We start from the raw sequence: 21,726 nt of genomic DNA, 5'->3' as shown, positions 1-21,726 counted from the left end.
AATCACCGCCTCTTCTCCAAGCGTCCTGGAGAATACAACATACCGCTTGCGTCCGATCCGCCGAGCTTCGCCCGTGTTCCCTTGGAGAACACCTTCGAATGCTTCGCGCGAATTTGCAGCAGCTTCGTGTAGTGAGTATGGATATCCATCGCCGCGGCATCAAGGCCGTCTATTTTTTCCCAAGGCATGTCATCCCGATTGTTGTTAAACTCGCCAAGATCCATGTCGCCCGCCGTTCCGCCCGATTGCCCCAATTCCTCACCGTAGTAGATTACCGGCTGGCCCTTGCTGGTCATTTGCAGCGCTGCCGCCACTTTCAGCTTGCCGATGTCGCCGTCCACATAATGCGACAGGAAGCCGCTCTCATCGTGGCTGCTCAAAAATTGCCCAAACGTCTTAACGCTCGTCAGCAATCCGTTCCGCAGCTGCAAGTAAGATTCCACGCTGTCGATCTGGCCGTTCACGAAATCTCTAGCCTTGTCTTTAAATTGAAAATCCAATAATGAATCCATCATGCCGTTCCCCAAAAATCCGCCGGTATTGCCCGGGAATGCCCCGAAATATTCGCCGATCAGTTTGAAATCGGGCTTAGTCTTCGTCAGCTCGTTCTTGAAAGCCATCCATGTCGTCTCATCGACATGCTTCACCGTATCCACGCGAAAATAGTCAATCGTGTCACCGCGATCGGTACGCGCCTTGCTGAGCCAATCGACCTGCCATTCGATCAGCTTATTCCTGACCTCGGCCTCCTCCGTCTTAAAGTCCGGCAGGCCGGCGAGTTCCCCGCGAACCGTGTCCGTTCCGCCGTCGCGCAGCATGCCCGCGAAGCGCTCCTGGTCCTCCGCTGCCGGATAACCCGGAACTCCTGCGGCCTGATCGCCTTGCTTCATGCCGTAACCGGCATGGTTCAGCACCACGTCGACCATGATTTTCATGCCGCGGTCATGAGCTTTGTCGATCAGCTCCTTGAAATCACTGATATCGCCAAGATGCTCATCCATCGTCTCGAAGTTTTTGGCCCAATAACCGTGATAGCCGAATTGCGATCCACTTTTGCCCTGACGGACATCAAAATCGACATTATCCACGATCGGCGTAATCCAGATCGTATTGATCCCCAGCTTCTCCAGGTAATCGAGCTTTTCGATGATTCCGCGGATATCTCCGCCATGATAGGCTTCCGGTTGAGCCGGGTCATAGCTTCCTGGGATATGATTTGGGTTATCATTGCTTGGGTCGCCGTTATAGAAGCGGTCCGTCAGGAGAAAATAAATCCTCGCCTCATCCCAGTCGAAATCCAGCGGCGAGCTCCCCGTTCTCGCTTTCACTGTAATTTCTGCTTGACCCTGATGCTTGTTGCCATATTCATCAATGACCGTAAGCCCGATTGTCTTAGTACCAGCTGCTATATGATCGGCCACAGAGATCGTCCGTTCGAGCAGCAGCGGGTCAATGGCTTCTTTCGCCCCGCCCCCGAGCTGCCGCAAATCCGCATAGGCTTCACGCAGCCTGACGCCTTCATCCCCGGTTACTTTCAGCGTCAATACTGCATTCTCATGGTAAGCGATGGCTCCGTTCAAGCTGGCCGGGAATATCCCTGCCTGAATATCCAGCTCCGGCTTCAGGAACTCGATGACAGAACGGCCGCCTTCACGCTGCGGGTTTTTGTCATCCAAAACGATGGTGTCCTGGCCATTGCGCGTGACCGTGAAATCGTAAAAATATTTGCCCTGCTCTACATTTTTCAGCGTATAGACAAAATATTCGTTTTTCGGATCATAGACCATGTCATAGCTCTGGACATCATGGGTACCATGCCCCGAAGACACATTCAGCTTCACGGCGGATATCGTATGCATGGCATCCTGCCGATACAGATCGTCATCCCGGAAATAGAAAATAATGTCCCCTTCGTTCAACGCCGGCCCGCTCACCTCCGGCACAATTTCAATCTCCATGACCATACTCTGCACATTCACCTTCACGAAGGTCTGTCCGGTTCCGAGCGGAATGCTCCGGTCATCGGGAATATCCTGCTTCGCCGTGCTCCAGTCCGTGCCTTTGCGGACAACAAATCCGACGGAGCCGCTGTCTGGCGCGGTCTCGATATTCGCGACTGCAACGCCGTCCCGGACCGTGAAGTTCACCTGACCGTCGCTCACACCGCCGGTTCCCCAAATCCACAGGTTCCAGTCCTCATAATTCTGATCGGGGCGTGTATAACGGAGCTGTACCGTTTTCTTTTCAAAAGGCAGAACTTTGATTTGCTTCTCAGCCTGAAGTCCGCCGATCCGGGCGGTGATCGTAACGGTTCCCGGTTTCAGCCCCTTGACTTCCCCGGTCCCGCTTACGGTTGCGATGGACGTATCCGAGCTGCCCCAAGCTAAAGTCTTGCCTTTCAAAATCTGGCCAAATTGATCCAACAGCGTCGCGTTTACAACCGTTGACTGGGTAGCATAAACCTCGCCCGCCCCGGTCAATGTCAGCGCTGTAGGCTGCAATTTGCCAATTTGCACCGTAGCGGCAGCCTGTATCTGGCCGATAGCGGCGGTAATCGTTGCCGTCCCCTCCGCCTTGGCGCTGATCAGACCTCTGTCGCTCACGGTAGCTACCTTGTTATCCGAGGTGCTCCAGACAAGGCCTGCCCCGGCCATGGGGTTGCCCTTCTGGTCGCGGACGATGGCCGTCAGCGAGCGGTTCATGCCTGGTTCCAGCCCTAAGGCAGCAGGAGTCAGCTCAATTTTGCTTACCTCCGGCGTGTACAGCGTCTCTTCGTCGTACAGCACCATCATCGACAACCCGGCAACCTTTACACTGCCGTTTACAGGAGCCCCCAGTTTTGCCGTTCCTGCAGACCGGTCATCGACAACGATGTTCCAGGCTGACCCACTGGGAAGCTTGACGGTCTGGGCCGTTTTGTTGGCATTGTAAATGACGATGATGTTGTTCCAGGTGTCACCGTTTGCATAATCCTTCAATTGAAACGACACGATGCTGCCATCGCTTTTCGTCACCTGCAAATGCTTAGCAATGGCTTCCTTCGAGTTCATCCGGAAGGCCGGATGGCTCTTGCGCAGCTCGATCAAGCCCTGATAGTAATCAAATACCCGGCTGAAATTATCCTTGTTGTCCCAGCGGATCTGATTGACCGCATCCGGACTCCGATAGCTGTTATGGTCGCCGTATTTGGAGCGCAGCAGCTCATCGCCCGCATGCAGGAACGGCAAACCCTGCGAGGTAAGTACAATTCCGTTTGCCAGCAGCGAGCGTCTTACCGTCTCGTTGTCGAACACGTCCTCTCCCGTGCCAACATACTTATGCGGCTGCGCAGCGGCTACCGCGTCCTCGACGCTGCCTCCGCCCTCCAGCACGCCGTCTCGAATGTTCAACATGCCCAGGTCGGTGTCCAGCCCCTGTGTTCTGACGATTTTGTCCCACAGATTCAAATTGTCATGGGCGGTAACGTAATTGATCGCTTCCGAAGGCTTAGCCGCAAAAGAATCCGTCGCCCCCTTAACTCCGGTGACAACGGCGGCCTCCTGGCCGGGCTCGCCCGTAGCGAAGCCTTTGCCCGTGCCGTCGCTATCCCCTTTGATCGCGCCGCGGACATCATCGTTAAACACCGCAAAGCCTTGATTTCGCTGCGAGCCCTTAATCGTCTTCAAGCTCTGCCGCAGCGGCGTGGGCCCCATATCCCATGGCTCTCCATACACGATCAGGCTGGGGTCTACCTCCTGATGCAGCTCGCTTGTTACGTCCTTCATCGTATCGATATCGATCAGACCCATAAGATCGAACCGGAAGCCGTCTACGGCGTACTCCTCGGCCCAATATTTCACGGACTCGCGAATATATTTACTGACCATCGGGCGCTCCGAGGCAATTTCATTGCCGACTCCCGTGGCATTGGAATACGTCCCAGCGTCCGTCGTCCGATAATAGTAGCCTGGGACGATTTTGTTGAAAGGACCGTCTTCAATGGAGAAGGTATGGTTGTATACAACGTCCATCACGACCCCGATGCCTTCGTCATGCAGACTCTGCACCATCTCCTTGAATTCTCGAATTCTCGCTGCAGGATCGCTGGGATCGCTAGAATAAGATCCTTCGGGGACGTTATAGTTCTGCGGATCGTAGCCCCAATTGTATTTCGGAGCATCGGAGGACGGATCGTCCACCGCCAGCTCGTTCACTGTCTTGAAGTCATAGGCCGGCAGCAGATGTACATGCGTGACTCCGAGCGCTTTTAAGTGATCGATCCCCGTAGGAAGCCCCTGGGAAGTCTTCGTTCCTCTCTCCGTAAAAGCTTGGTATTTACCCTTATGCGTCATTCCCGAATCCGGACTGATCGAGAAATCGCGAATATGCAGCTCATACAGCACCGCATCGGCAGGCTCCACCAGCTGCGGCTTCTTCTCTGGCGTCCATCCCGCGGGGTTCGTATCTTGAAGATCAATGATGGCGCTGCGCTGCCCGTTCGCCGACACGGCCACCGCATACGGATCTACCGCATAATTGACCGTTCCATCCGCAAACTCGACCTTGTACATATAAAATTGCCCTTTCAAATCGCCGGACACCGCGCCCGACCAGACGCCGTTTGCCGAACGGTTTAGCAAGTGCTCCGAACCGCCCCCATGATCGGTGACAAGGCCGTTCCCGTTATAATTACCAGCGCCGCTGTACAGCGATACGCTGACTTTGGCTGCGGTAGGCGCCCATATCTTGAACGTGCTGCCTGATTGCGTGTAGGTTAACCCGAGGTCGTTGCCGTCGTAGTAGAACGACGGATCGTCCAGAATTTTGCGCATCGTCACCAAAGTTGGCGCCAAGTGTGCCGTCTCTAGTGTATATTGATGCGTCACGTCGAATTCCTGCGCATCGTTCAATGTAATTTTAAGCTTACGGCCGCTAAGCTTAGCGGTGCTTACGGACAGCTTACGGCTGCCACTCGTAATGTCCGTCAGCTGAACCGTACTCAGGTCCGCCTCGGCGATTTCGCTGCTGGCTTCAGCAATCAATGTATCCACGGTGTCAGCCATAACTGCACTGAACTTCGGCGAGGTATCCGGCTTAGCAAAATACACCTTCGGGTCGTTCTCCACCAGGTACACGTCAACAGCGGTCTGGCCAGCAGGCATTTCCACCTTCCGGTCCATCTCCTGCGCGCTCCAGTCATTACCCGGAACACTCAGGCGCGTCAGAACGCCGATTTTGGGTGAGACGGAGGCATACGTTCCGACCGCAAATCCGTCCGCATCTACACCGGTAAAGGAATAGCCGCTGCCATCCTTGCCCTCCGGCCAAATCCACATATTCCAGTCGTTTTGCTTGCCGTCGTAACGGAAGTAATGCAAGTTGAAGGTGTACAGTCCAGAAGCTACAGTAACCTCCTTCTCGCTGCGGTTTCCCGCATGCTCGGCAACGATCGTAAAACTAGTCCCCACCGCATCGTCCGCGATGACCAGCCTGCTCCCGGAAATCGAGATCCCGGCCAATCCGCTCTCCTTCAAGGACCATTGCGGGGACACGTGTTCCGTTGTCCCAGAGGGCTGGACAAGCGCAGCCTTCAGCTCCAGGGAACTTCCCTTGGCGACGGTATCCGGTCCCCCGATTTGAATGCCGGGAACATGAACAACAGAGTTGCCGTCAAGCTGGAGAGGATTTAGCAGATCGGCAAAATTATCCGCCCACTGCAGGCGGCTCGAATTGAATTTATAAGAATACGAGCCTGGCGCCAAGGCCATCGTGGCCGAGAATACCCCTGCCCCATCCAGCGTCATGACCTCACTCTGCTCCGGGGACCAGCCGTTCATCGAATCCGATGACATACAGCTCGTTTCCTGTATAGGTATTGTTATTAAAGGTCACGGTTCCGTCCCCGTTAATGACTGGGCTGGCCACAATCCGATCGACAACCTTCAGGTCAAGTTGAGTTACGATATCCTCATACACGGCCGATATGACCGTGCTCGCTCCAGCCGCGGCGTGATCGGCAACCTGCACTTTGCCGCCGGCAACCGAAATCTCACCCGGCTGGCTGGACGACCAGACAGCATAGTCCGTGAAATCCAGTGGTGTGCCATCCGCGAGAATTCTAACCGCCCGCAGGTCAAGGGATTGCCCTGTGACCACTTCTTTTCCTGGCGGATGCCCTGCATGATCCCGAACGCTTAAGCTATGAATGGCAGAATTTACGCTGATCCTGGAGACGTTGCGAGGATCGGCGTAGGAAGCGTTCCAATCTCCATCTGCAGTTGAAAATTTATATTCGACGACACCTTTATTCGCGATAAAATCCGTTTTCGGGATAGTGTATGAATACACATTCATTCGGGTTCCATTCTCGGTGTAAGTGCTTACTGCTGTCATTTCTATAAAATGAGTCCAACCCGATGCCGCAAAGTCCCCCACCACGTACAGCTTGCCCGCTTCCGTGATTCCGGTTATGGTTACAGCCCCGTCCGGATGGAACATCAGGCTTGGCTCCTGGTTCTGTACTCCTTGCTGTGAGGCCGTCCATAACTGCGAATTAGCTTGACCGGACGCTTGACTCATTCCAAGCAGGTTAACCAACAACAGCACGGCTAAGCTTAATGCAACGACACGAAATGGCTTTTTATAATCCATAAGCAATAGACTCCCTTCCCTGACCATAGAATTTTGTGGACCAGATGATTGCCTCGAAGCTTCAGCTGGATGAACGCCCCCTTTCCGCGCCATGTCTCACACCGCTATCCAAAATTTCAATGCGCAAACGTTACCATGAACGATCGAAAATTTCCTGTATGGCTCCCGAATTTTATGTAAGCGCTATATCTGCATTAACAATATAACTTAAGCGCTTAACTCAATTAAAACGTTTGCATAAGTCGTTTACTACAGCATTTATGTATTTTTCTTGATTTTTCTCCGGTTTTCTTTAATTTTCCTTCATATCTAAAACCAGCACTTCTTTTTATCCGGATTTCTGAAAAACAGAACTTTTTTAATAAATATGCCGCTGAACATGGTATTTTGTCGGGGATTATCTATTTACTTTCACTAGCCTTTAGATTAAGATTACAGTGTAAAGCAAACGGTTCCACAGGAGGTCATTATGGCTGTAACCATTAAAGACGTTGCAAGAAAGGCCGGAGTATCTCCCTCCACCGTGTCCCGGGTGCTGTCCAATCATCCAAGAATCAGCACGGAGACTTCCCAGAAAGTAAGAGCCATTATGGAGCAGCTTGGCTACCATCCCAACATTATGGCGAAGAGTCTGGTATCGAAGACAACGAACAGCATATGCATCATGCTTCCGAAATCGGCTGAAGAATTGTTCTCGAATTATTTCTTTATGGAATTGATCCGCGGCATCGTCACCCAGGCAAGCCGTTTGGGATATGATGTACTCATCAGCTCGGGAGCCAATGAGAAGGAGGAAGTCGAAGGCGTCTCCAGATTGCTTAACGGACGCAGAGTCGATGGGGTCATTCTGCTCTACTCCAGAACGGACGATCCGGTCATCGATTTCCTGAAAGAGCATGGCCATCCCTTCGTCCTAATCGGGCGGAGCGACAAATATCCCGACATTCTGTCCGTAGACACCGACAACGTTCAGGCATCCTATGATGCAACGAAGCACCTGATTTCGCTTGGACATGAACGGATCGGCTTTGTCAGCGGCCCGCCGGAGCTTGTCGTCTCGAAGGACCGGCTGAAAGGCTACATGAAAGCCCTTGCTGACGCTGGACTGGAATCCCGCCCCGAATGGATCGTTGAAGGAGAATTTCTGCAGGAAAGCGGCTACCGGGCCATGTCGTTCTTCATGAATCTTCCGAATCGGCCGACTGCCCTCGTCTTGATCGATGATGTCGTCGCCTTCGGTATTTTGCGCGGCCTGCATGAGCTTAACTATAAAGTGCCCGAAGATTTGTGCCTGGTGAGCTTTAACAATATACCTTTGTCCGAATTATCGACCCCGCCGCTGAGCAGTGTGGATATCGGCATCTACAACTTGGGATATACCGCTTCCCAGATACTTATCCAGTCGATCAAGAATAATCAGGACGCCTCCTACCAGAAGCGTCAGATCATTCCGCATCGATTGATGATCCGTGAATCGTCCATCCATTCCGTCCGCCCGTAAGCGGGGAATGATGAAGAAATAATTGAAGCCCTGCTGCTTCATTTATTTTTTATTCTTTTGTTCAAACGTTTGCGCTAAAGGAGGAGAGGTTGTGACCTCAATCAAAGCATGTCTTTTCGACCTGGACGGCGTCCTCGTCGATACTGCCAAGTACCATTACCTGGCCTGGAAACGGCTCGCGGAAGAGCTCGGATTCACGTTCACCGAACAGGATAACGAGAAACTGAAGGGCGTCAGCCGTATGGCATCCCTGGACATTCTGCTCAGCGTTGGCGGCCTGCAGTTCGATAACGCCAAGAAATACGAGCTTGCCGAGCGGAAAAATAACTGGTACTTCGAATCCATTTCCAAAATGGATCATACGGAAATATTGCCGGGGGCGCTGGATTTTCTTAAAGCCTGCCAGGAGAACGGGCTGAAGACGGCACTCGGGTCGGCCAGCAAGAATGCCATGACCATTCTTGACAATACCGGCCTTACCCCGTATTTCGATGCAATCATCGATGGAACACACACGACGAATGCCAAACCCGATCCGGAGGTATTCCTGCTTGGAGCGGCGGCCCTCTCCGTCCCACCGGAGCAATGTATTGTCTTTGAAGATGCCGAAGCCGGGGTGGAAGCAGCGCATAGGGCCGGGATGAGCTGCGTTGGCATCGGCTCGCCCGCAACGCTGGGCCAGGCCGAGCTGGTCGTATCTTCGCTGCAGGAAATGACAATAGAACGCCTTAAGGAGCTGAGCCTCGCCCGTTAGATCAGCCTGCTTCAGCTGCCTTACTCGTCCGTATGTAAGTGTAATTGTTACTTCATCATATGATTAAAGGAGTCTGGTTATCGTGAGACAATATCTGAAAATCAATGGATGGTCGATTATCGAGGAGTCCTTCGATCCATCGACGCATGAAATATCCGAAAGCATATTCAGCATCGGCAACGGATTTATGGGCCAACGCGCCAACTTCGAAGAGAAATACAGCGGCTCATCCCTGCAAGGCAGCTACATGGCCGGGGTCTATTACCCGGACAAGACGCGTGTCGGCTGGTGGAAAAATGGATATCCCGAATATTTTGCCAAAGTGCTGAATAGTACGAACTGGATCGGAATCAACGTTTTCCTTGAAGGCATCGAACTCGATCTTGCTAAATGCAAAGTCAGCGATTTCGTTCGCGAGTTGAACATGAAGGAAGGCACCTTATCCCGCCGCTTCAATGCGGAGCTTGAGGATGGCAAGCAAGTTCAGGTAGAGGCGCTGCGTTTTGTCAGCATGGCCCGCCATGAAATCGGAGCGATTCGCTATGCGATTACACCGCTGAACTTCAGCGGTACGATCCGCCTCGTGCCTTACCTCGACGGGGATGTGCAGAATAAAGACTCGAACTACGACGAGAAATTTTGGCTGGAAGTAGAAAAAGCGGCGGCAGCGGACATTTCCTACCTGACGCTGAAGACGAAGAAGCTCGATTTCCATGTCACCTCGGTGATGGCGTTTGATGTTTTCAAAGACGGAAACAAGCTGGATTTCACCCCGTCCCTCAAGGAACGCGAGAAATTCGTTTCCAGTGAAGTGGCCGTTGAGGCGGCCGCTGGTGAACAGATCACTTTGTACAAATATGTAGCTAACGTTACTTCCCGCAACCATGGTCTAGGCCAGCTGGCAGAGGCCGGTACGAAATCGCTAACCGAGGCGAAAGAAGCTGGATTCGACACGCTGCTTCGCGAACAGGTCGATACCTGGGCCGCGAAATGGAGCGAAAGCGACATTATTATCGAAGGCGACGAGTCCGCGCAGCAGGCGATTCGCTTCAATATTTTCCAATTGAATCAGACCTATACCGGCGATGACGACCGTCTGAACATCGGGCCTAAAGGCTTTACAGGTGAAAAATACGGCGGCAGCACCTACTGGGATACGGAAGCCTACTGCCTGCCGTTCTATCTCAGCACCGCGGATTCCAGCATTGCCCGCAACCTGCTCATCTACCGCTACAAGCATCTGGAGAAGGCGAAGGAGAACGCCCGCAAGCTCGGCTTTGCCAAAGGCGCCCTCTATCCGATGGTAACGATGAACGGTGAGGAATGTCATAACGAGTGGGAAATTACGTTCGAGGAAATCCACCGCAACGGAGCAATCGCGTACGCGATTTACAACTACGTCAACTATACTGGGGATAAATCGTATCTCGGCCAATACGGCCTGGAGGTGCTCGTGGAAATTTCCCGCTTCTGGGAAGAGCGCGTCAATTTCTCCAAGGACAAGGGTAAGTATGTCATGCTCGGCGTTACGGGGCCAAACGAATACGAGAACAACGTCAACAACAACTGGTACACGAACCGGATTGCTGTCTGGACGCTGGAATATACCCAGGAAGTCATGAACTATCTGAAGGAGCATGAACAGGCCCGTTATGCAGAGCTTGTCGGCAAGCTGGAGCTGAAGGACGAGGAGATCGCCAAGTGGAACGAAATTATCGATAATATGTACTATCCATACGATGAGGAGCGCGGCGTCTTCCTGCAGCAGGACGGCTTCCTCGATAAGGACATTATCCCGGTCAAAGACCTGAATCCAGAGGACCTGCCGCTGAACCAGAACTGGTCCTGGGACCGGATTCTCCGCTCCTGCTTCATCAAGCAAGCCGATGTGCTGCAGGGGGTTTATTTCCTGGGCGACCAGTTCGACCTGGAGACAAAGAAGCGTAATTTCGATTTCTATGAGCCGCTGACAGTGCACGAGTCTTCCCTATCACCATGCCTTCATGCCATCATTGCCTGCGAGTTGGGCTACCAGGAGAAGGCTTACGAAATGTACCTTCGCACCGCGCGCCTGGATCTCGATAATTACAATAACGATACCGAGGACGGTCTGCATATCACGAGCATGGCTGGCACATGGATGTCCGTCGTTCAAGGATTCGGCGGCTTGAAGGTAAAAGACGGAGCGCTGCAGCTGCATCCATTCGTCCCTTCCCATTGGACCGCCTTCTCGTTCAAGGTCATGTTCCGGGGAGCCCGCCTGAACGTCAGCGTAACCGAAGACAGCATCACGGTCACCAACGAAACCGAGACGCCGGCAGCGATTGTCATTTACGACCGGAGCTACACGATCGGCGGCCTGGGCGAAGTCCAGTATGCAAGATCGTCTGTGAGAGTTTAAGCTATCATGAAGCCAAAAAGCGTCCCCGCAGCCATAGCGGCTAGGGACGCTTTTTTCGTGTTTGTGCGCGTGTAGATGCGCAGGATTCAAGACTCGCTATTCCCCGCCGCAGCTCTTTCATCACCTTCAAAACGGCTTAAACGAGTTCCTTCCACTTTTTCTCCAGCACCTGCGGCTGGTAGGATTCCATCAACTGCAATAATTCGGCTGGGTCCGGGGAGATGTTGATCAAACTCAGGTGAGAAGAATTGGAGAAGCCCTCTTGAATGCTGTGCTCGACCATTTGAAGCAGCGGGTCGTAGAAGCCGCGAACATTCAGGAGGCCAACCGGCTTCTTATGGATGCCGATTTGGGACCAGCACAGCACCTCGAACAATTCCTCGTAGGTTCCAAAGCCGCCGGGCAGCGCGATGAAGCCGTCGGCCAGCTCCCCCATTTTCGCTTTTCGGGCATGCATGCCGTCCACTTCAATCAGCTCAGTCAGTTCTCTATGCACCATCTCGCCTGCAAACAATCCCGATGGCATGACGCCGATCACTTCTCCGCCGGCAGCCATTGCCGCATTGGCCGCTTCTCCCATCAGCCCGATCCTCGATCCGCCATACACCAGACGGTACTGCTGCTTGGCCAAGTGGCGCCCCAGCTGTCCAGCAGCCTGCTTATAGTCTTCATGCGCACCTAAATTCGAGCCTGCAAAGACACAGATCGTTTTCATCCCATCATCTCCTAATTTCTGAATGTGCAATTTATATGAATTGCAGTCATCTTTGTTACTATATTTTGCACAACAATTATTTTCAATATGATGCCGGGTTGATAACGGACTGTTAATGTTTGTTTCATTCATTAAGCACTTTGATTGCTGGGCCGGTGGTTTGTTAGAATTGTTTGAGATTGCTATATCGTTGATGGGTGGCGGCCATCCAGCTCCTGGTTTAGTTTTACTAGGCTATTTAGAAACTAAATGTATTTTATACAGCTAGTTAAGCTTTTTTTTCAAAAAGACATGCGCTAAATGTAATACATGCAGTTAGTTTGCCTAGTTACCTGATCTTGACCATCAAGGAACAGTCATAAATCAGCCGTCTAATTTACTTGGAAGGAAAAATTCCAGTTCAATTAAGAGCCGTAAGGAAAGTGCAGTATTTCCTTGTAACTTCATCAAAATTGGCTGGGTACCGCTGCACTTTCGCATTCAATTCGGACATCAGCATCTTTAAAGAGAAGGTATTCTTAGCCAAAGAAGCTTTCGACGATGCTTTACCTGCTTTATCCACAACTACTCCGTAACCATAAGAACAACCATGCCGAGGCCGTGCACCTCTAAGCGTTGGCCCTCCAGCGCGGCGACATGCTCGCCCCCGAAGCGAACCGCCCAGCTCCCAAGCTCGGGCAAGCTGAACAGAACGGATTCCTCCATGCCCTTGTACAACACATAAATATGCTTGGCAGCATCCCCGCCCGCATGATTGCGCAGCGTATAGGCTACACAATGCTCCGGCACCGGCTCAAAACGCAAATGCTCGCGAATTTGATCCGCACTACGCAGACGAAACGCCGGATGGCTCTTGCGCAGGGCAATCAACTCCCTCATATAGGCTACGTCATTTTGCCGTGCGGCGCAGCGTTCCCAGTCCAGCCAGTTCACCTCGATCGGGGATTTGTAGCTATTCTCTTCCCCGTCCTTCGTTCTCATGAATTCCTGTCCCGCATGCAGGAATGGAATGCCTTGGCTTGTCAGGATCATTGCCGAAGCCAGCCGATGCATGCCACGGTGGCGTTCTTCGGGCTCGCCTGCGGCCGAGAGGACGATTTTATCCCATAATGTATGGTTATCATGACATTCTACATAATTCACCGCCTGATTCGGTTCGCAGGCAAAATTGCCAATATTCCCGTCATAGCCGATCGCACCGGCAATCCCCTGGCAAATTCGCTGCTCGTAACCGGCACCGCCGCTGACAAAACCTTTCTGGTCAGCATAGAAAATGCTTCCCTTGATTGCATCGCGGTAATCATCGTTGAAGTGTCCGATTCCCGGGAGCTTGGCGGCATTGTTCTGATGAGCCCTGTGCTCATCCGGCAGCACCGTGTCCATCACCCAGCCCTCCCCGATCGTGATGATCGCAGGATCGAGCTCATCCAGCCGCCTCCGAATCTCGTTCATCGTCTCGATGTCCATCAAACCCATAAGATCGAACCGGAAGCCGTCCATATGATACTCCTTCGCCCAGTGCAGTACCGAATCAACGATGAATTTCCGCATCATCGGCCGTTCCGAAGCGCATTCGTTGCCGCAGAACGAGCCGTCCGACAGCGTGCCATCCTCCTTGTAGCGCAAATAGTATCCCGGCACAAGCTTGGTGAAATTGATCAAATACCAATCGTAGACATGATTGTAGACGACATCCATAATGACCCGAAGTCCGCGCTCATGCAGGGCTTGAATGGTCCGCTTCAGCTCGGTGATGCGCAAGCCCGGCACATAGGGATCAGTAGCATAAGAGCCCTCGGGAACGTTGTAGTTCTTAGGGTCATATCCCCAGTTGTACTGCGGCTGATCGAGTCTCGTCTCGTCCACACTTTCGGTGGCATAATCATAGACAGGCAGGAGCTGAACATGTGTCACGCCAAGCGCAGCAATATGATCCAAGCCTGTCAAAATGCCATTCGGCCCCCGTGTCCCGCTCTCCGCAAGTCCAAGGAATTTTCCTTTATGCTCAATCCCGCTGTCAGGATGACTGGACAGATCCTTGACATGCAGCTCGTAAATCACCGCATCGACCGCAGCCTCGAAAGGCGGTTTACGGTCATCTTCCCAACGCTCCGGGTTGGTGCGATACAAATCCACTACCACCGCCCGGTCCCCGTTCACACCAACGGCCTTGGTATATGGATCAGCCGCTTCGTTCCAATCCTGCCCGACCTTGACGCGGTACGTATAGTAACGCCCCAGATAATCTCCCTGCGCGATCAGCAGCCAGGTGCCCTGAATATCGCGCTTCATAGGGAGGATCTGCGCGGGCTTCTCCTCATTCCATGATTCATAGAAAACGACCTCCGCCTCCGAAGCCGTCGGCGCCCATAGCCGGAACCTGGTCTCCCTAGACGTGTACACGGCACCCAGGTCATCTCCGCCGTAATAGAACTTTTCATCGAACCGTTTATCGAAGACGGATATTCCTTCAGTTACGGCAAGATCGCCATAATCGACGACTACGTCATGCTCCCGTTGTACCGCCAATTGATTCACTCCAATCGCAATATATCATGTCTAAACTTAAGCGCTTAAGTGGCTATTTGAGCGGGATTATATCACCGTTCATTCACGAGTGTCAATCCGCTGGTGAATTCGCTCATCAGGAGGTACATAACTATAATCTTCAATTTCATCATATTCCTTGCGCAGCAGCTTCTCCATAACGGCAATTGACATTTGGGCTTTAACCCCGTTATCGAACACGATGCGCCGGACTCCGCTTGGCAGCAAATACTCCGCCCCCGCATTGGCAAGCACGATCATATCCTCAGCCCGCATATAGGGCGCTGCCATGACCGCCAATAACTCATTTGCAAAAATTCCCGGCAACCCTGGACGGGCTAGAACGTACTGCTCCAATCCTTTCCGTGTATCCATCTGATATACATGATCCGGGCGAAACGTTTCCGTTAAGGTCTGTTCCATTCCGGAATTATTAAACTTCCCTGTCACGAGAAAAGGCTCCAGGCGTCCGCCTAGCATTTCCCTGGCCAGCCGGATCGCGGATCGATAATCAGGGACTACCTTCCGGAACATCGTATCCTCGATATAGCTGTCGATAACGATAATCGGCACGGTAAATTTACGTGAAATGTTGAAAAATCGCTCCTCCGGCACATCGATCAGGAATAACGCATCGAGTGTTCTTTTTAGAATGATGTCCAGCTCTACCTGAGCGGTATCCGTAACTGCCACGATCACGTCATAGCCCCGCTCATTGAGCAGCTCCTGAAGCCGCATTGTCAAATCGTGATACCTGCTCTTGCGCCACGGCTGATCATCGTTATCTTTAAGCGTGACGATGGCGACGAGCTTGGAAGACGTATTCCCGACCAGGCTGCGAGCGGCCATGTTGGGAACATATTGAAGCTGCTGGGCAATGGCGAGAATCCGCTGCCGGGTTTCCTCGCTTATTTTTTGCTTCGTATTATTGTTGAGCACATAGGAAACTGTGGCCAAGGAGACCTTGGCCGCCTCGGCGATATCCTTCATCGTTACCTTGTTCATTTCTCGTTCCCCCACCAGATTACTGTTGGCTGTTGTTTATAATTCCATCATATCCGAATGGCGCACCAGGCACAAAGCGGGAAGAAACCGCCTCCCGGCAGCAATGGAAAATAAGAGCAGCCCTTAGCAGGGCTGCCCATTGCTTGCCATATTCAGCTTCAAATTCACGTATATTCATGTATTCACGGAAATGTTCACTTATGAACGTTACGCCGCATGCAGTGCAGTATGGCCAAGCAAACGATCGAGCAATACTGACCGATGCGCGGCAACCACCGGCTCGTTGAGCGGAAGGATTCTCGCCTGAGGGAGCGGCTGCGCACTTACGTTAGCGATCGTTACCGTCTTCGTGAGTACGTTGGCGCTACCCTGCTTCAAGCGCAGGTTCGCAGCACCCGCCTGGTTCGGTTTAAGCTGGACGATCAGGTCCTTCGAAGCCTTGCCCTGCGCATTGGCCGTCAGGGAAAAGCCCGGGCTGTACCCGTAAGCGGACCACGAGCCATCGCTATTCTTGAACCGGGCGATCTGCTCGCCGCCGCTAAGATATATTCCCACCGCAAGACCGGTTACCGTCTGCCCCGGGTTCAGGCCATCGGCGGTCAAGCGGATTGCAAATTCCTGCGCGCTGGGCAGCTGGGATTGGTGGACGAAGGCATATACCGGCTCGGCCGCTGGCGGCTGCGAAGAGCCGTAAGAACCCGGCTTGAAGGTGGATGGATCATACCATTTGTAACCGGCGGCCGGCGCGGACCAAGGCTCGGGCAGCGGTTCCGTCGAAGCCGCTGGCATCTCGTCCGCACGCAGCACTGTCGGCGTATCAAGGACAAGTCCGGATACCTCGCTTAGGGAAGTGTAGTTTTCCTTATGGGCGAGCCATTTCACGGTCTGGACGAGAAACAGCCCGTCATCCACTTCCTTGAAGCCGTCATACGTCGTCTTCTTCGCTCCATTCTCCTCGCGGACATATTTTGGCGTAGCATCCTCAACGGGCGAGGAATCGCCGATGAACGCCGCTTTGCCAAGTCCAATTTTGGCGATGGCCGCATACGGTCCTTCGGCCCGGCCGCCGCCGTTATAGACGCCGCTGTCCACGGCGCTTCCCCACTTCGGCACACCGGACGGAACGTATACGATTCCCTTGGCCTTCGCGGGATCGATAATCGCCAGCGTTGAACCGGCATGCATGGCGACTGCGCTTACGCCCGATGTAATCCCGAATGACTGGGACGGAGCGACAATATCAGTTGCATTCACGTCGCCAAGCGCATTATAGCGGAAGCGCACGCCAAAATGATTGGCAAGCCAGTCCGAGCTTGTCACGTTCTGCATCGCCGGGGAGGACGCTTCTTCCGCGCTCATGCCCTTGGTCGGCAGCCCGTAGGCGCCCCGGCGGTAGCCGTTGAATACCTCGGAGGAATCCCAGCGGTTCTTGTTGCGGTCGGCATTATAGTGGTCTGCGATGAAGAACACGGCGCCTCCACCTTGAACGAACTGAACGATTGCATCCTGCTCCGCGGTCTTGAAAGGGATATTCGCTTCAGGAATGACGAAGACGTCATAATCTTTAAGACGGTTGTACGTAATGGCCGGAGTATCGAATCGATGAGGAGCCGTGCGCTCCAGCGACTCTACTGCAAACCCTGCCGCACGCAGCCCATCGGCGAAATCGGAGAACGCCCCGTCGATAATCCAATCGGCAGCCCCTGCCGTCTGGGCGTGAGCGTTGTCGAAGAGCACTCTTTTGCCCGTGCCGTCCGGCAGCGCCGGATTCGCTCCGCCCCCAGGCTGGCCTGGCTGTGTTTCGCCTGGATTTGGCTGCCCTTCAGCATCCGCCAGCTGAATTGTGGACACGCTCTTAAGTCCGGCAAAGTTGTTATAAGCCGCAAGAATACCCGTTACATTTACGCGTTGCCCGATCAGTCCCGGATTGCTCTGCAGCCCGAACTGGTCTCTAAGGCCGGCGGGGATTTGCACATCAATCAGCTTGGCGGAACTGCGCTCAGCCGGACTATCGGCAATCAAAAAATTGTAATCATTCGCGAAAGGACTCTGGAACTTCGCTGTCAGCGAGCCGGTAGCATGTCCAACAATATAGCCGGAGACCTGCACAGATTCCCCGTTATTTCCTTTAGCAATCGCGTCAGCTACAGCAAGAGGCACAGCTGCTGCTTGAATATCAGCGCTAGCAGTGTCTGCCGCATTCCAAGCACTTGTCTCCTGGCTGGCCTGAAGCAGAATTTCCTGTGCGTTTTCTTGTGCGCTTGCTCCTGCAAACGGAGCTAAGCCCACCAGCATGGTTGCCGCAATCGCACCTGTCACTATCCGATTCAGCCACTTTCTTGCCCATTTTTTCCTCATCCGTAATCGATTCCTCCTTCGCCTTCATTTCTTGGACTACATTTCCATCTTACATACGAAGGAATTCCTCACAATGGGTTTATTGTAAAGTTATTGTAAAATATCGCTGTTAGTCAACTTGTGGCTAAAATGTGTCATATATTAGCTTTCCAATTGAGCATGCTATATAATTAATAGTATTTCATATATTTTATTTCATGAAGGAGTAGATGAATCGAATGGATAGTGACAGGCTTTTGGTACTAGACTTGGTGCTGGTCGCCATACTAATCGGGTTTACAGCGTTTTTCGTAGCCGTGGAGTTTGCCATCGTGCGGGTACGGGCAAGCCGGGTGGATCAAATGATAGCCGAAGGAAGCAAGAATGCTCTCTCGGTCAAACAAGTGACTAGCAATCTGGATGGTTACTTGTCGGCTTGCCAATTGGGAATTACGATTACAGCGCTCGGACTTGGATGGTTAGGAGAACCAACAGTGGAGAAAATACTTCACCCACTGCTCCATAGTTTAAATGTACCTGAAGCAGTAAGCAGCGTTATTTCATTTATCATCGCTTTTGCCGTAATTACTTATCTTCACGTTGTTGTCGGGGAATTGGCTCCGAAGACGATCGCCATCCGCAAAGCCGAGCAGGTTGCTTTGCTTACAGCAAAGCCACTGATTATTTTCACCAAGATTATGCACCCTTTCATTTGGGCGCTCAACGGATCTGCGCTTCAGCTTGTACGCCTTTTTGGAATCAAGCCTGCCAGCGAGCATGAAGAAGCTCACTCGGAGGAAGAACTGCAGATCATCATTAACGAAAGCTTCGAAAGCGGTAAAATCAATCAAAGCGAATACGGGTATGTGAACCGGATATTTGCTTTTGATAATATGCTGGCCAAAGAAATTATGGTTCCGCGCACCGATATGGTGTGCTTATATACAGACAAGACCCGGGAAGAGAATCTGGAGATCATCAAAGAACAGCAGTATACCCGCTTTCCTGTTGTCGAGGGACATAAGGATAATATTGTAGGGATCATCAATACGAAGCAATTTTTCCTATCGTACGAGGATAACCCGAATCTGGAGATTTCCTCGATTCTGCAGCCGGTTATGGCGGTATCCGAGGTAACGCCGGTGAATGAGCTGTTAAAAAGAATGCAGCATGAAGGTACCCATATCGCGATATTAATCGATGAGTACGGCGGCACGGCCGGGCTGATCACCATTGAGGATATCCTCGAGGAAATCGTCGGAGAAATCCGCGACGAATTCGATAAGGAAGAAGAACAGCCCATCATCCATCTGGATGAACACCACGTGGTCGTCGACGGCAAGGTAACGATTAATCAGATTAACGACATCATGCTGACCGAGCTAAATACCGAGGATGTCGATACGATCGGCGGCTGGCTGTACGGCATGAATCCGGAAATGAATGAAGACGAGACGTTCGAGCACCAGGGGCTGATCTTCAAGCTGCTGGAGAAGGAGCCGCACCGCTTCAGAAAGCTGGAAATCATCAAGCAGGTCCCCGAGCCTCAGGAAATCGAAGAGTAAGAAAAAGAACCTCAATCCCGAGAGGAGCCTTTCGGAGATTGAGGTTCTTTCATGTATGCAAATGAGCAGAAGGGGGATGCCTCTCCTCCCTCACCTACTCTTCATCGCCGATCCAGACGGTTTTGCTGCGGAAGTCCTCTCTTTTCCCTTTCAGCTCGCCCATATCGGAAACGCCGAGATAAATGAAACCCAGCATTTTGTCCTGCTCTCGGAGACCAAAGACTTCGTTCACGATGCGGTGGTAACAAGGTTCGCCGGTTCTCCATACCGCTCCCAGCCCTAAACTGTGCGCCGCGAGCAGCATGTTCTGTATTGCGGCAAATACGGCTCCGTATTCCTCCAGCTCGATCACGCCCGGCTTATCGGTTGGAGTTACGGCTGCGGCAATGATGACAGGGGCGCGAAATGCCTTGGCAAAAGCTTTACCCAACGCCTCCTGCGATTCAGGCGAATCGGGATTCTCCATGCCCTCCCGCATGATGTCGGCCAGCGCCTGGCCCAGCTGCTCCCGACCCTTGCCTCTGAGCACGAAAAATTTCCACGGCTCGGTATGTCTATGATTTGGCGCCCAGACTCCAGCCTCTAAAATTTGCTCGATCGTCTCTACAGGAATTTTGTCCTGCTTGACCTTTCCAATACTTCTTCGCGTATGAATAGCCTCTATTACGTCCATTGCTCGTTTCCCTCCTCCTTTTAATTTCCATTCTAACATTGTAGACCGCCAGGGAACATCTTTACGCCTCGCTCCTATATAAAAAATCTATCCATTCTCGCAAATGATCGTATAATAGATTGTTGTGGAACTACGCTCAACGAAGCTAGCGACTCCAGCCATACCTGCCACCATGACGCATCTTAGAAGGGAGTTAAATACATGTCTGGCCGTCATCGTGCCGGGGGAGCCTATGAAATCTTCTTTATCCTCGGCATCATTGCTATCTCTTTCTCGGCCATCTTTATTCGCTGGTCGAATGCAGAGGCATCCGTTGTCGCGATGTACCGCTTGTTCATTACCAATTTAATCCTGCTGCCTTTCGCCTGGCGACACAGGCATGAAATGCTGCGGCTGAAGCCGAAACAATGGGGACTGCTTGCCGCTTCGGGCCTGCTGCTGGGACTTCATTTTCTGCTGTGGATGAATTCACTGCGGTATACCAGCGTGGCAAGCTCTACGGTTATCCTTACGCTGCAGCCCGTGCTCGTCATGCTCGGCTCCATCTGGCTGTTCAAGGACAAAATCAACCGAATGATGCTGCTCGGCATGGGCATAGCGGTCGTCGGCTCCATCCTCATTGGCTCGGGCGACTTCCGTCTGTCGGGATCAGCCCTGTACGGGGATATTCTCTCGCTGCTGGGCACGCTGACGATCTCCGTTAATATGCTGGTCGGCCAGCACTTGCGTAAGGATCTGGCTGCCCTGCCGTATAATTTCTGGATGTTCTTCATGGCCGCTTGTTCCTTGGGCTGCTACAATCTCGCAATGGATTATCCATTTACCGGTTATCCTATGAAAGAGTGGGGATTTTTCTTCCTATTATCCGTCGTGTCCACCCTGTTTGGCCACTACCTGTTTAACTGGCTGCTGAAGTATATGAATGCCACCACAGTTTCCATGGCCATTCTGGGCGAACCGATCTGCGCCTCCCTGCTCGCTCTGGTGCTCCTGGGTGAAATGCTGACAGGATTGCAGCTATTTTCCGGATTGATTATCATAGCCGGCGTCTGGGTCTTCATGCGCCATCGGCAAGCAAGGTGACATAACCTCGCTAGCGAGGTGCCGCCAAATTAAGCATTCATATCTCATCCGTCCCGGTTCTAGCACACTCGCTTCTAAGATCGGGACGCATGTTTTGATGTAAAAGACTCTGTTATTCATTTCTTGCGCTTCCTTAATCCAATCAGCCTCGTTCGCAACATGTAGTAGGCCATTGCTATGAGCAACAAACCGCCTATCTCTAAAACCAGGGTTAATCCGTCCGTACGAGCTATGGTTCCAAATGCCACCTGTTGCTGTAAATGCTCTACTGATGCATAGTTATTAATGACATCTGGGACGTAATTTCTGGTCAACAGCGCCCCTTGCACGACCTGGAAGCCGACCACACCTGCCAAGATGAGGACGATAAAAATTATAGATTCAATGAGTGCCCGCTTGTTTAGCTTGTTTAGGTTCATTTCTGCTCCTCGTTTCATGATTTTAAATCTTCTTAGAGACTAACATGTAAATTAAAATGGCCTTTATTTCGCCGAAGCTATCCAAATTTCTATCGC

14 protein-coding genes are annotated in these 21,726 nt (G+C 52.3%); 5 read left to right on the top strand and 9 right to left on the bottom strand.

Features of this window, described 5'->3' with window-relative positions; all coding sequences use genetic code 11:
* Positions 1–2: 2 nt before the first annotated feature.
* Both pulA (QNH46_RS02890) and QNH46_RS02885 read right to left on the bottom strand, forming a co-directional pair.
* Positions 3–5,831: a type I pullulanase gene (gene pulA / locus QNH46_RS02890; RefSeq protein WP_283926844.1), complete on the bottom strand. Its 5,829-nt coding sequence runs from the start codon at positions 5,829–5,831 to the stop codon at positions 3–5.
* The gene (locus QNH46_RS02885; protein WP_283926843.1) at positions 5,788–6,630 is read right to left on the bottom strand and encodes a hypothetical protein; all 843 of its coding nucleotides are present in this window, start codon (positions 6,628–6,630) and stop codon (positions 5,788–5,790) included. Before QNH46_RS02885 ends, pulA (QNH46_RS02890) begins: the two co-directional genes overlap by 44 nt.
* 469 nt (positions 6,631–7,099) lie before the next feature.
* Here QNH46_RS02885 and QNH46_RS02880 point away from each other — a divergent pair, with 469 nt between their 5' ends.
* The 3 genes from QNH46_RS02880 (at position 7,100) to QNH46_RS02870 (ending at position 11,286) form a co-directional block, all read left to right on the top strand.
* Positions 7,100–8,131: a LacI family DNA-binding transcriptional regulator gene (locus tag QNH46_RS02880; protein WP_283926842.1), complete on the top strand. Its 1,032-nt coding sequence runs from the start codon at positions 7,100–7,102 to the stop codon at positions 8,129–8,131.
* A 91-nt stretch (positions 8,132–8,222) separates the two neighbouring features.
* Entirely contained in the window at positions 8,223–8,885 is a 663-nt protein-coding gene (gene pgmB, locus QNH46_RS02875) for a beta-phosphoglucomutase (protein WP_283926841.1), read from the top strand.
* A gap of 82 nt (positions 8,886–8,967) precedes the next feature.
* Positions 8,968–11,286 (top strand): glycoside hydrolase family 65 protein, encoded by a 2,319-nt coding sequence (locus QNH46_RS02870; RefSeq protein WP_283926840.1) that lies wholly within the window; start codon positions 8,968–8,970, stop codon positions 11,284–11,286.
* Between the two features lie 136 nt (positions 11,287–11,422).
* Here the strand turns inward: QNH46_RS02870 and QNH46_RS02865 are convergent, their stop codons facing one another.
* The 5 genes from QNH46_RS02865 to QNH46_RS02845 all read right to left on the bottom strand — a co-directional run bounded on the left by QNH46_RS02865 (position 11,423) and on the right by QNH46_RS02845 (position 17,911).
* Positions 11,423–12,001 (bottom strand): LOG family protein, encoded by a 579-nt coding sequence (locus QNH46_RS02865; protein ID WP_283926839.1) that lies wholly within the window; start codon positions 11,999–12,001, stop codon positions 11,423–11,425.
* A gap of 564 nt (positions 12,002–12,565) precedes the next feature.
* Positions 12,566–14,530, bottom strand: a complete 1,965-nt coding sequence (pulA, locus tag QNH46_RS02860) for a type I pullulanase (protein WP_283926838.1) — start codon at positions 14,528–14,530, stop codon at positions 12,566–12,568.
* A 78-nt stretch (positions 14,531–14,608) separates the two neighbouring features.
* Positions 14,609–15,553 (bottom strand): LacI family DNA-binding transcriptional regulator, encoded by a 945-nt coding sequence (locus tag QNH46_RS02855; protein ID WP_283926837.1) that lies wholly within the window; start codon positions 15,551–15,553, stop codon positions 14,609–14,611.
* Positions 15,554–15,572: 19 nt separating this feature from the next.
* Positions 15,573–15,731, bottom strand: a complete 159-nt coding sequence (locus QNH46_RS02850) for a hypothetical protein (RefSeq protein WP_283926836.1) — start codon at positions 15,729–15,731, stop codon at positions 15,573–15,575.
* Between the two features lie 29 nt (positions 15,732–15,760).
* Positions 15,761–17,911: a DUF6359 domain-containing protein gene (locus QNH46_RS02845; protein WP_283926835.1), complete on the bottom strand. Its 2,151-nt coding sequence runs from the start codon at positions 17,909–17,911 to the stop codon at positions 15,761–15,763.
* A gap of 218 nt (positions 17,912–18,129) precedes the next feature.
* On the opposite strand from QNH46_RS02845, the gene QNH46_RS02840 reads away from it, so the two are divergent.
* Entirely contained in the window at positions 18,130–19,455 is a 1,326-nt protein-coding gene (locus QNH46_RS02840; protein ID WP_283926834.1) for a hemolysin family protein, read from the top strand.
* Between the two features lie 94 nt (positions 19,456–19,549).
* Here the strand turns inward: QNH46_RS02840 and QNH46_RS02835 are convergent, their stop codons facing one another.
* Positions 19,550–20,128 carry a nitroreductase family protein gene (locus QNH46_RS02835; RefSeq protein WP_283926833.1) on the bottom strand — a complete coding sequence of 193 codons (579 nt, stop codon included), beginning with the start codon at positions 20,126–20,128 and terminating at the stop codon, positions 19,550–19,552.
* A gap of 201 nt (positions 20,129–20,329) precedes the next feature.
* Between QNH46_RS02835 and QNH46_RS02830 the strand changes: the two genes are divergently transcribed.
* A complete protein-coding gene (locus QNH46_RS02830; protein ID WP_283926832.1) occupies positions 20,330–21,211 on the top strand; it encodes a DMT family transporter in 882 nt (293 codons plus the stop codon).
* Positions 21,212–21,327: 116 nt separating this feature from the next.
* Here QNH46_RS02830 and QNH46_RS02825 read toward each other — a convergent pair whose 3' ends face one another.
* Positions 21,328–21,648 (bottom strand): hypothetical protein, encoded by a 321-nt coding sequence (locus QNH46_RS02825; protein WP_283926831.1) that lies wholly within the window; start codon positions 21,646–21,648, stop codon positions 21,328–21,330.
* Positions 21,649–21,726: the final 78 nt, after the last annotated feature.

This window comes from Paenibacillus woosongensis, assembly GCF_030122845.1.
In the GTDB taxonomy this organism is placed as follows: domain Bacteria; phylum Bacillota; class Bacilli; order Paenibacillales; family Paenibacillaceae; genus Fontibacillus; species Fontibacillus woosongensis_A.
Note: the sequence above shows the minus strand (reverse complement) of the source record. Positions and strands in the feature narration are given on the sequence as shown.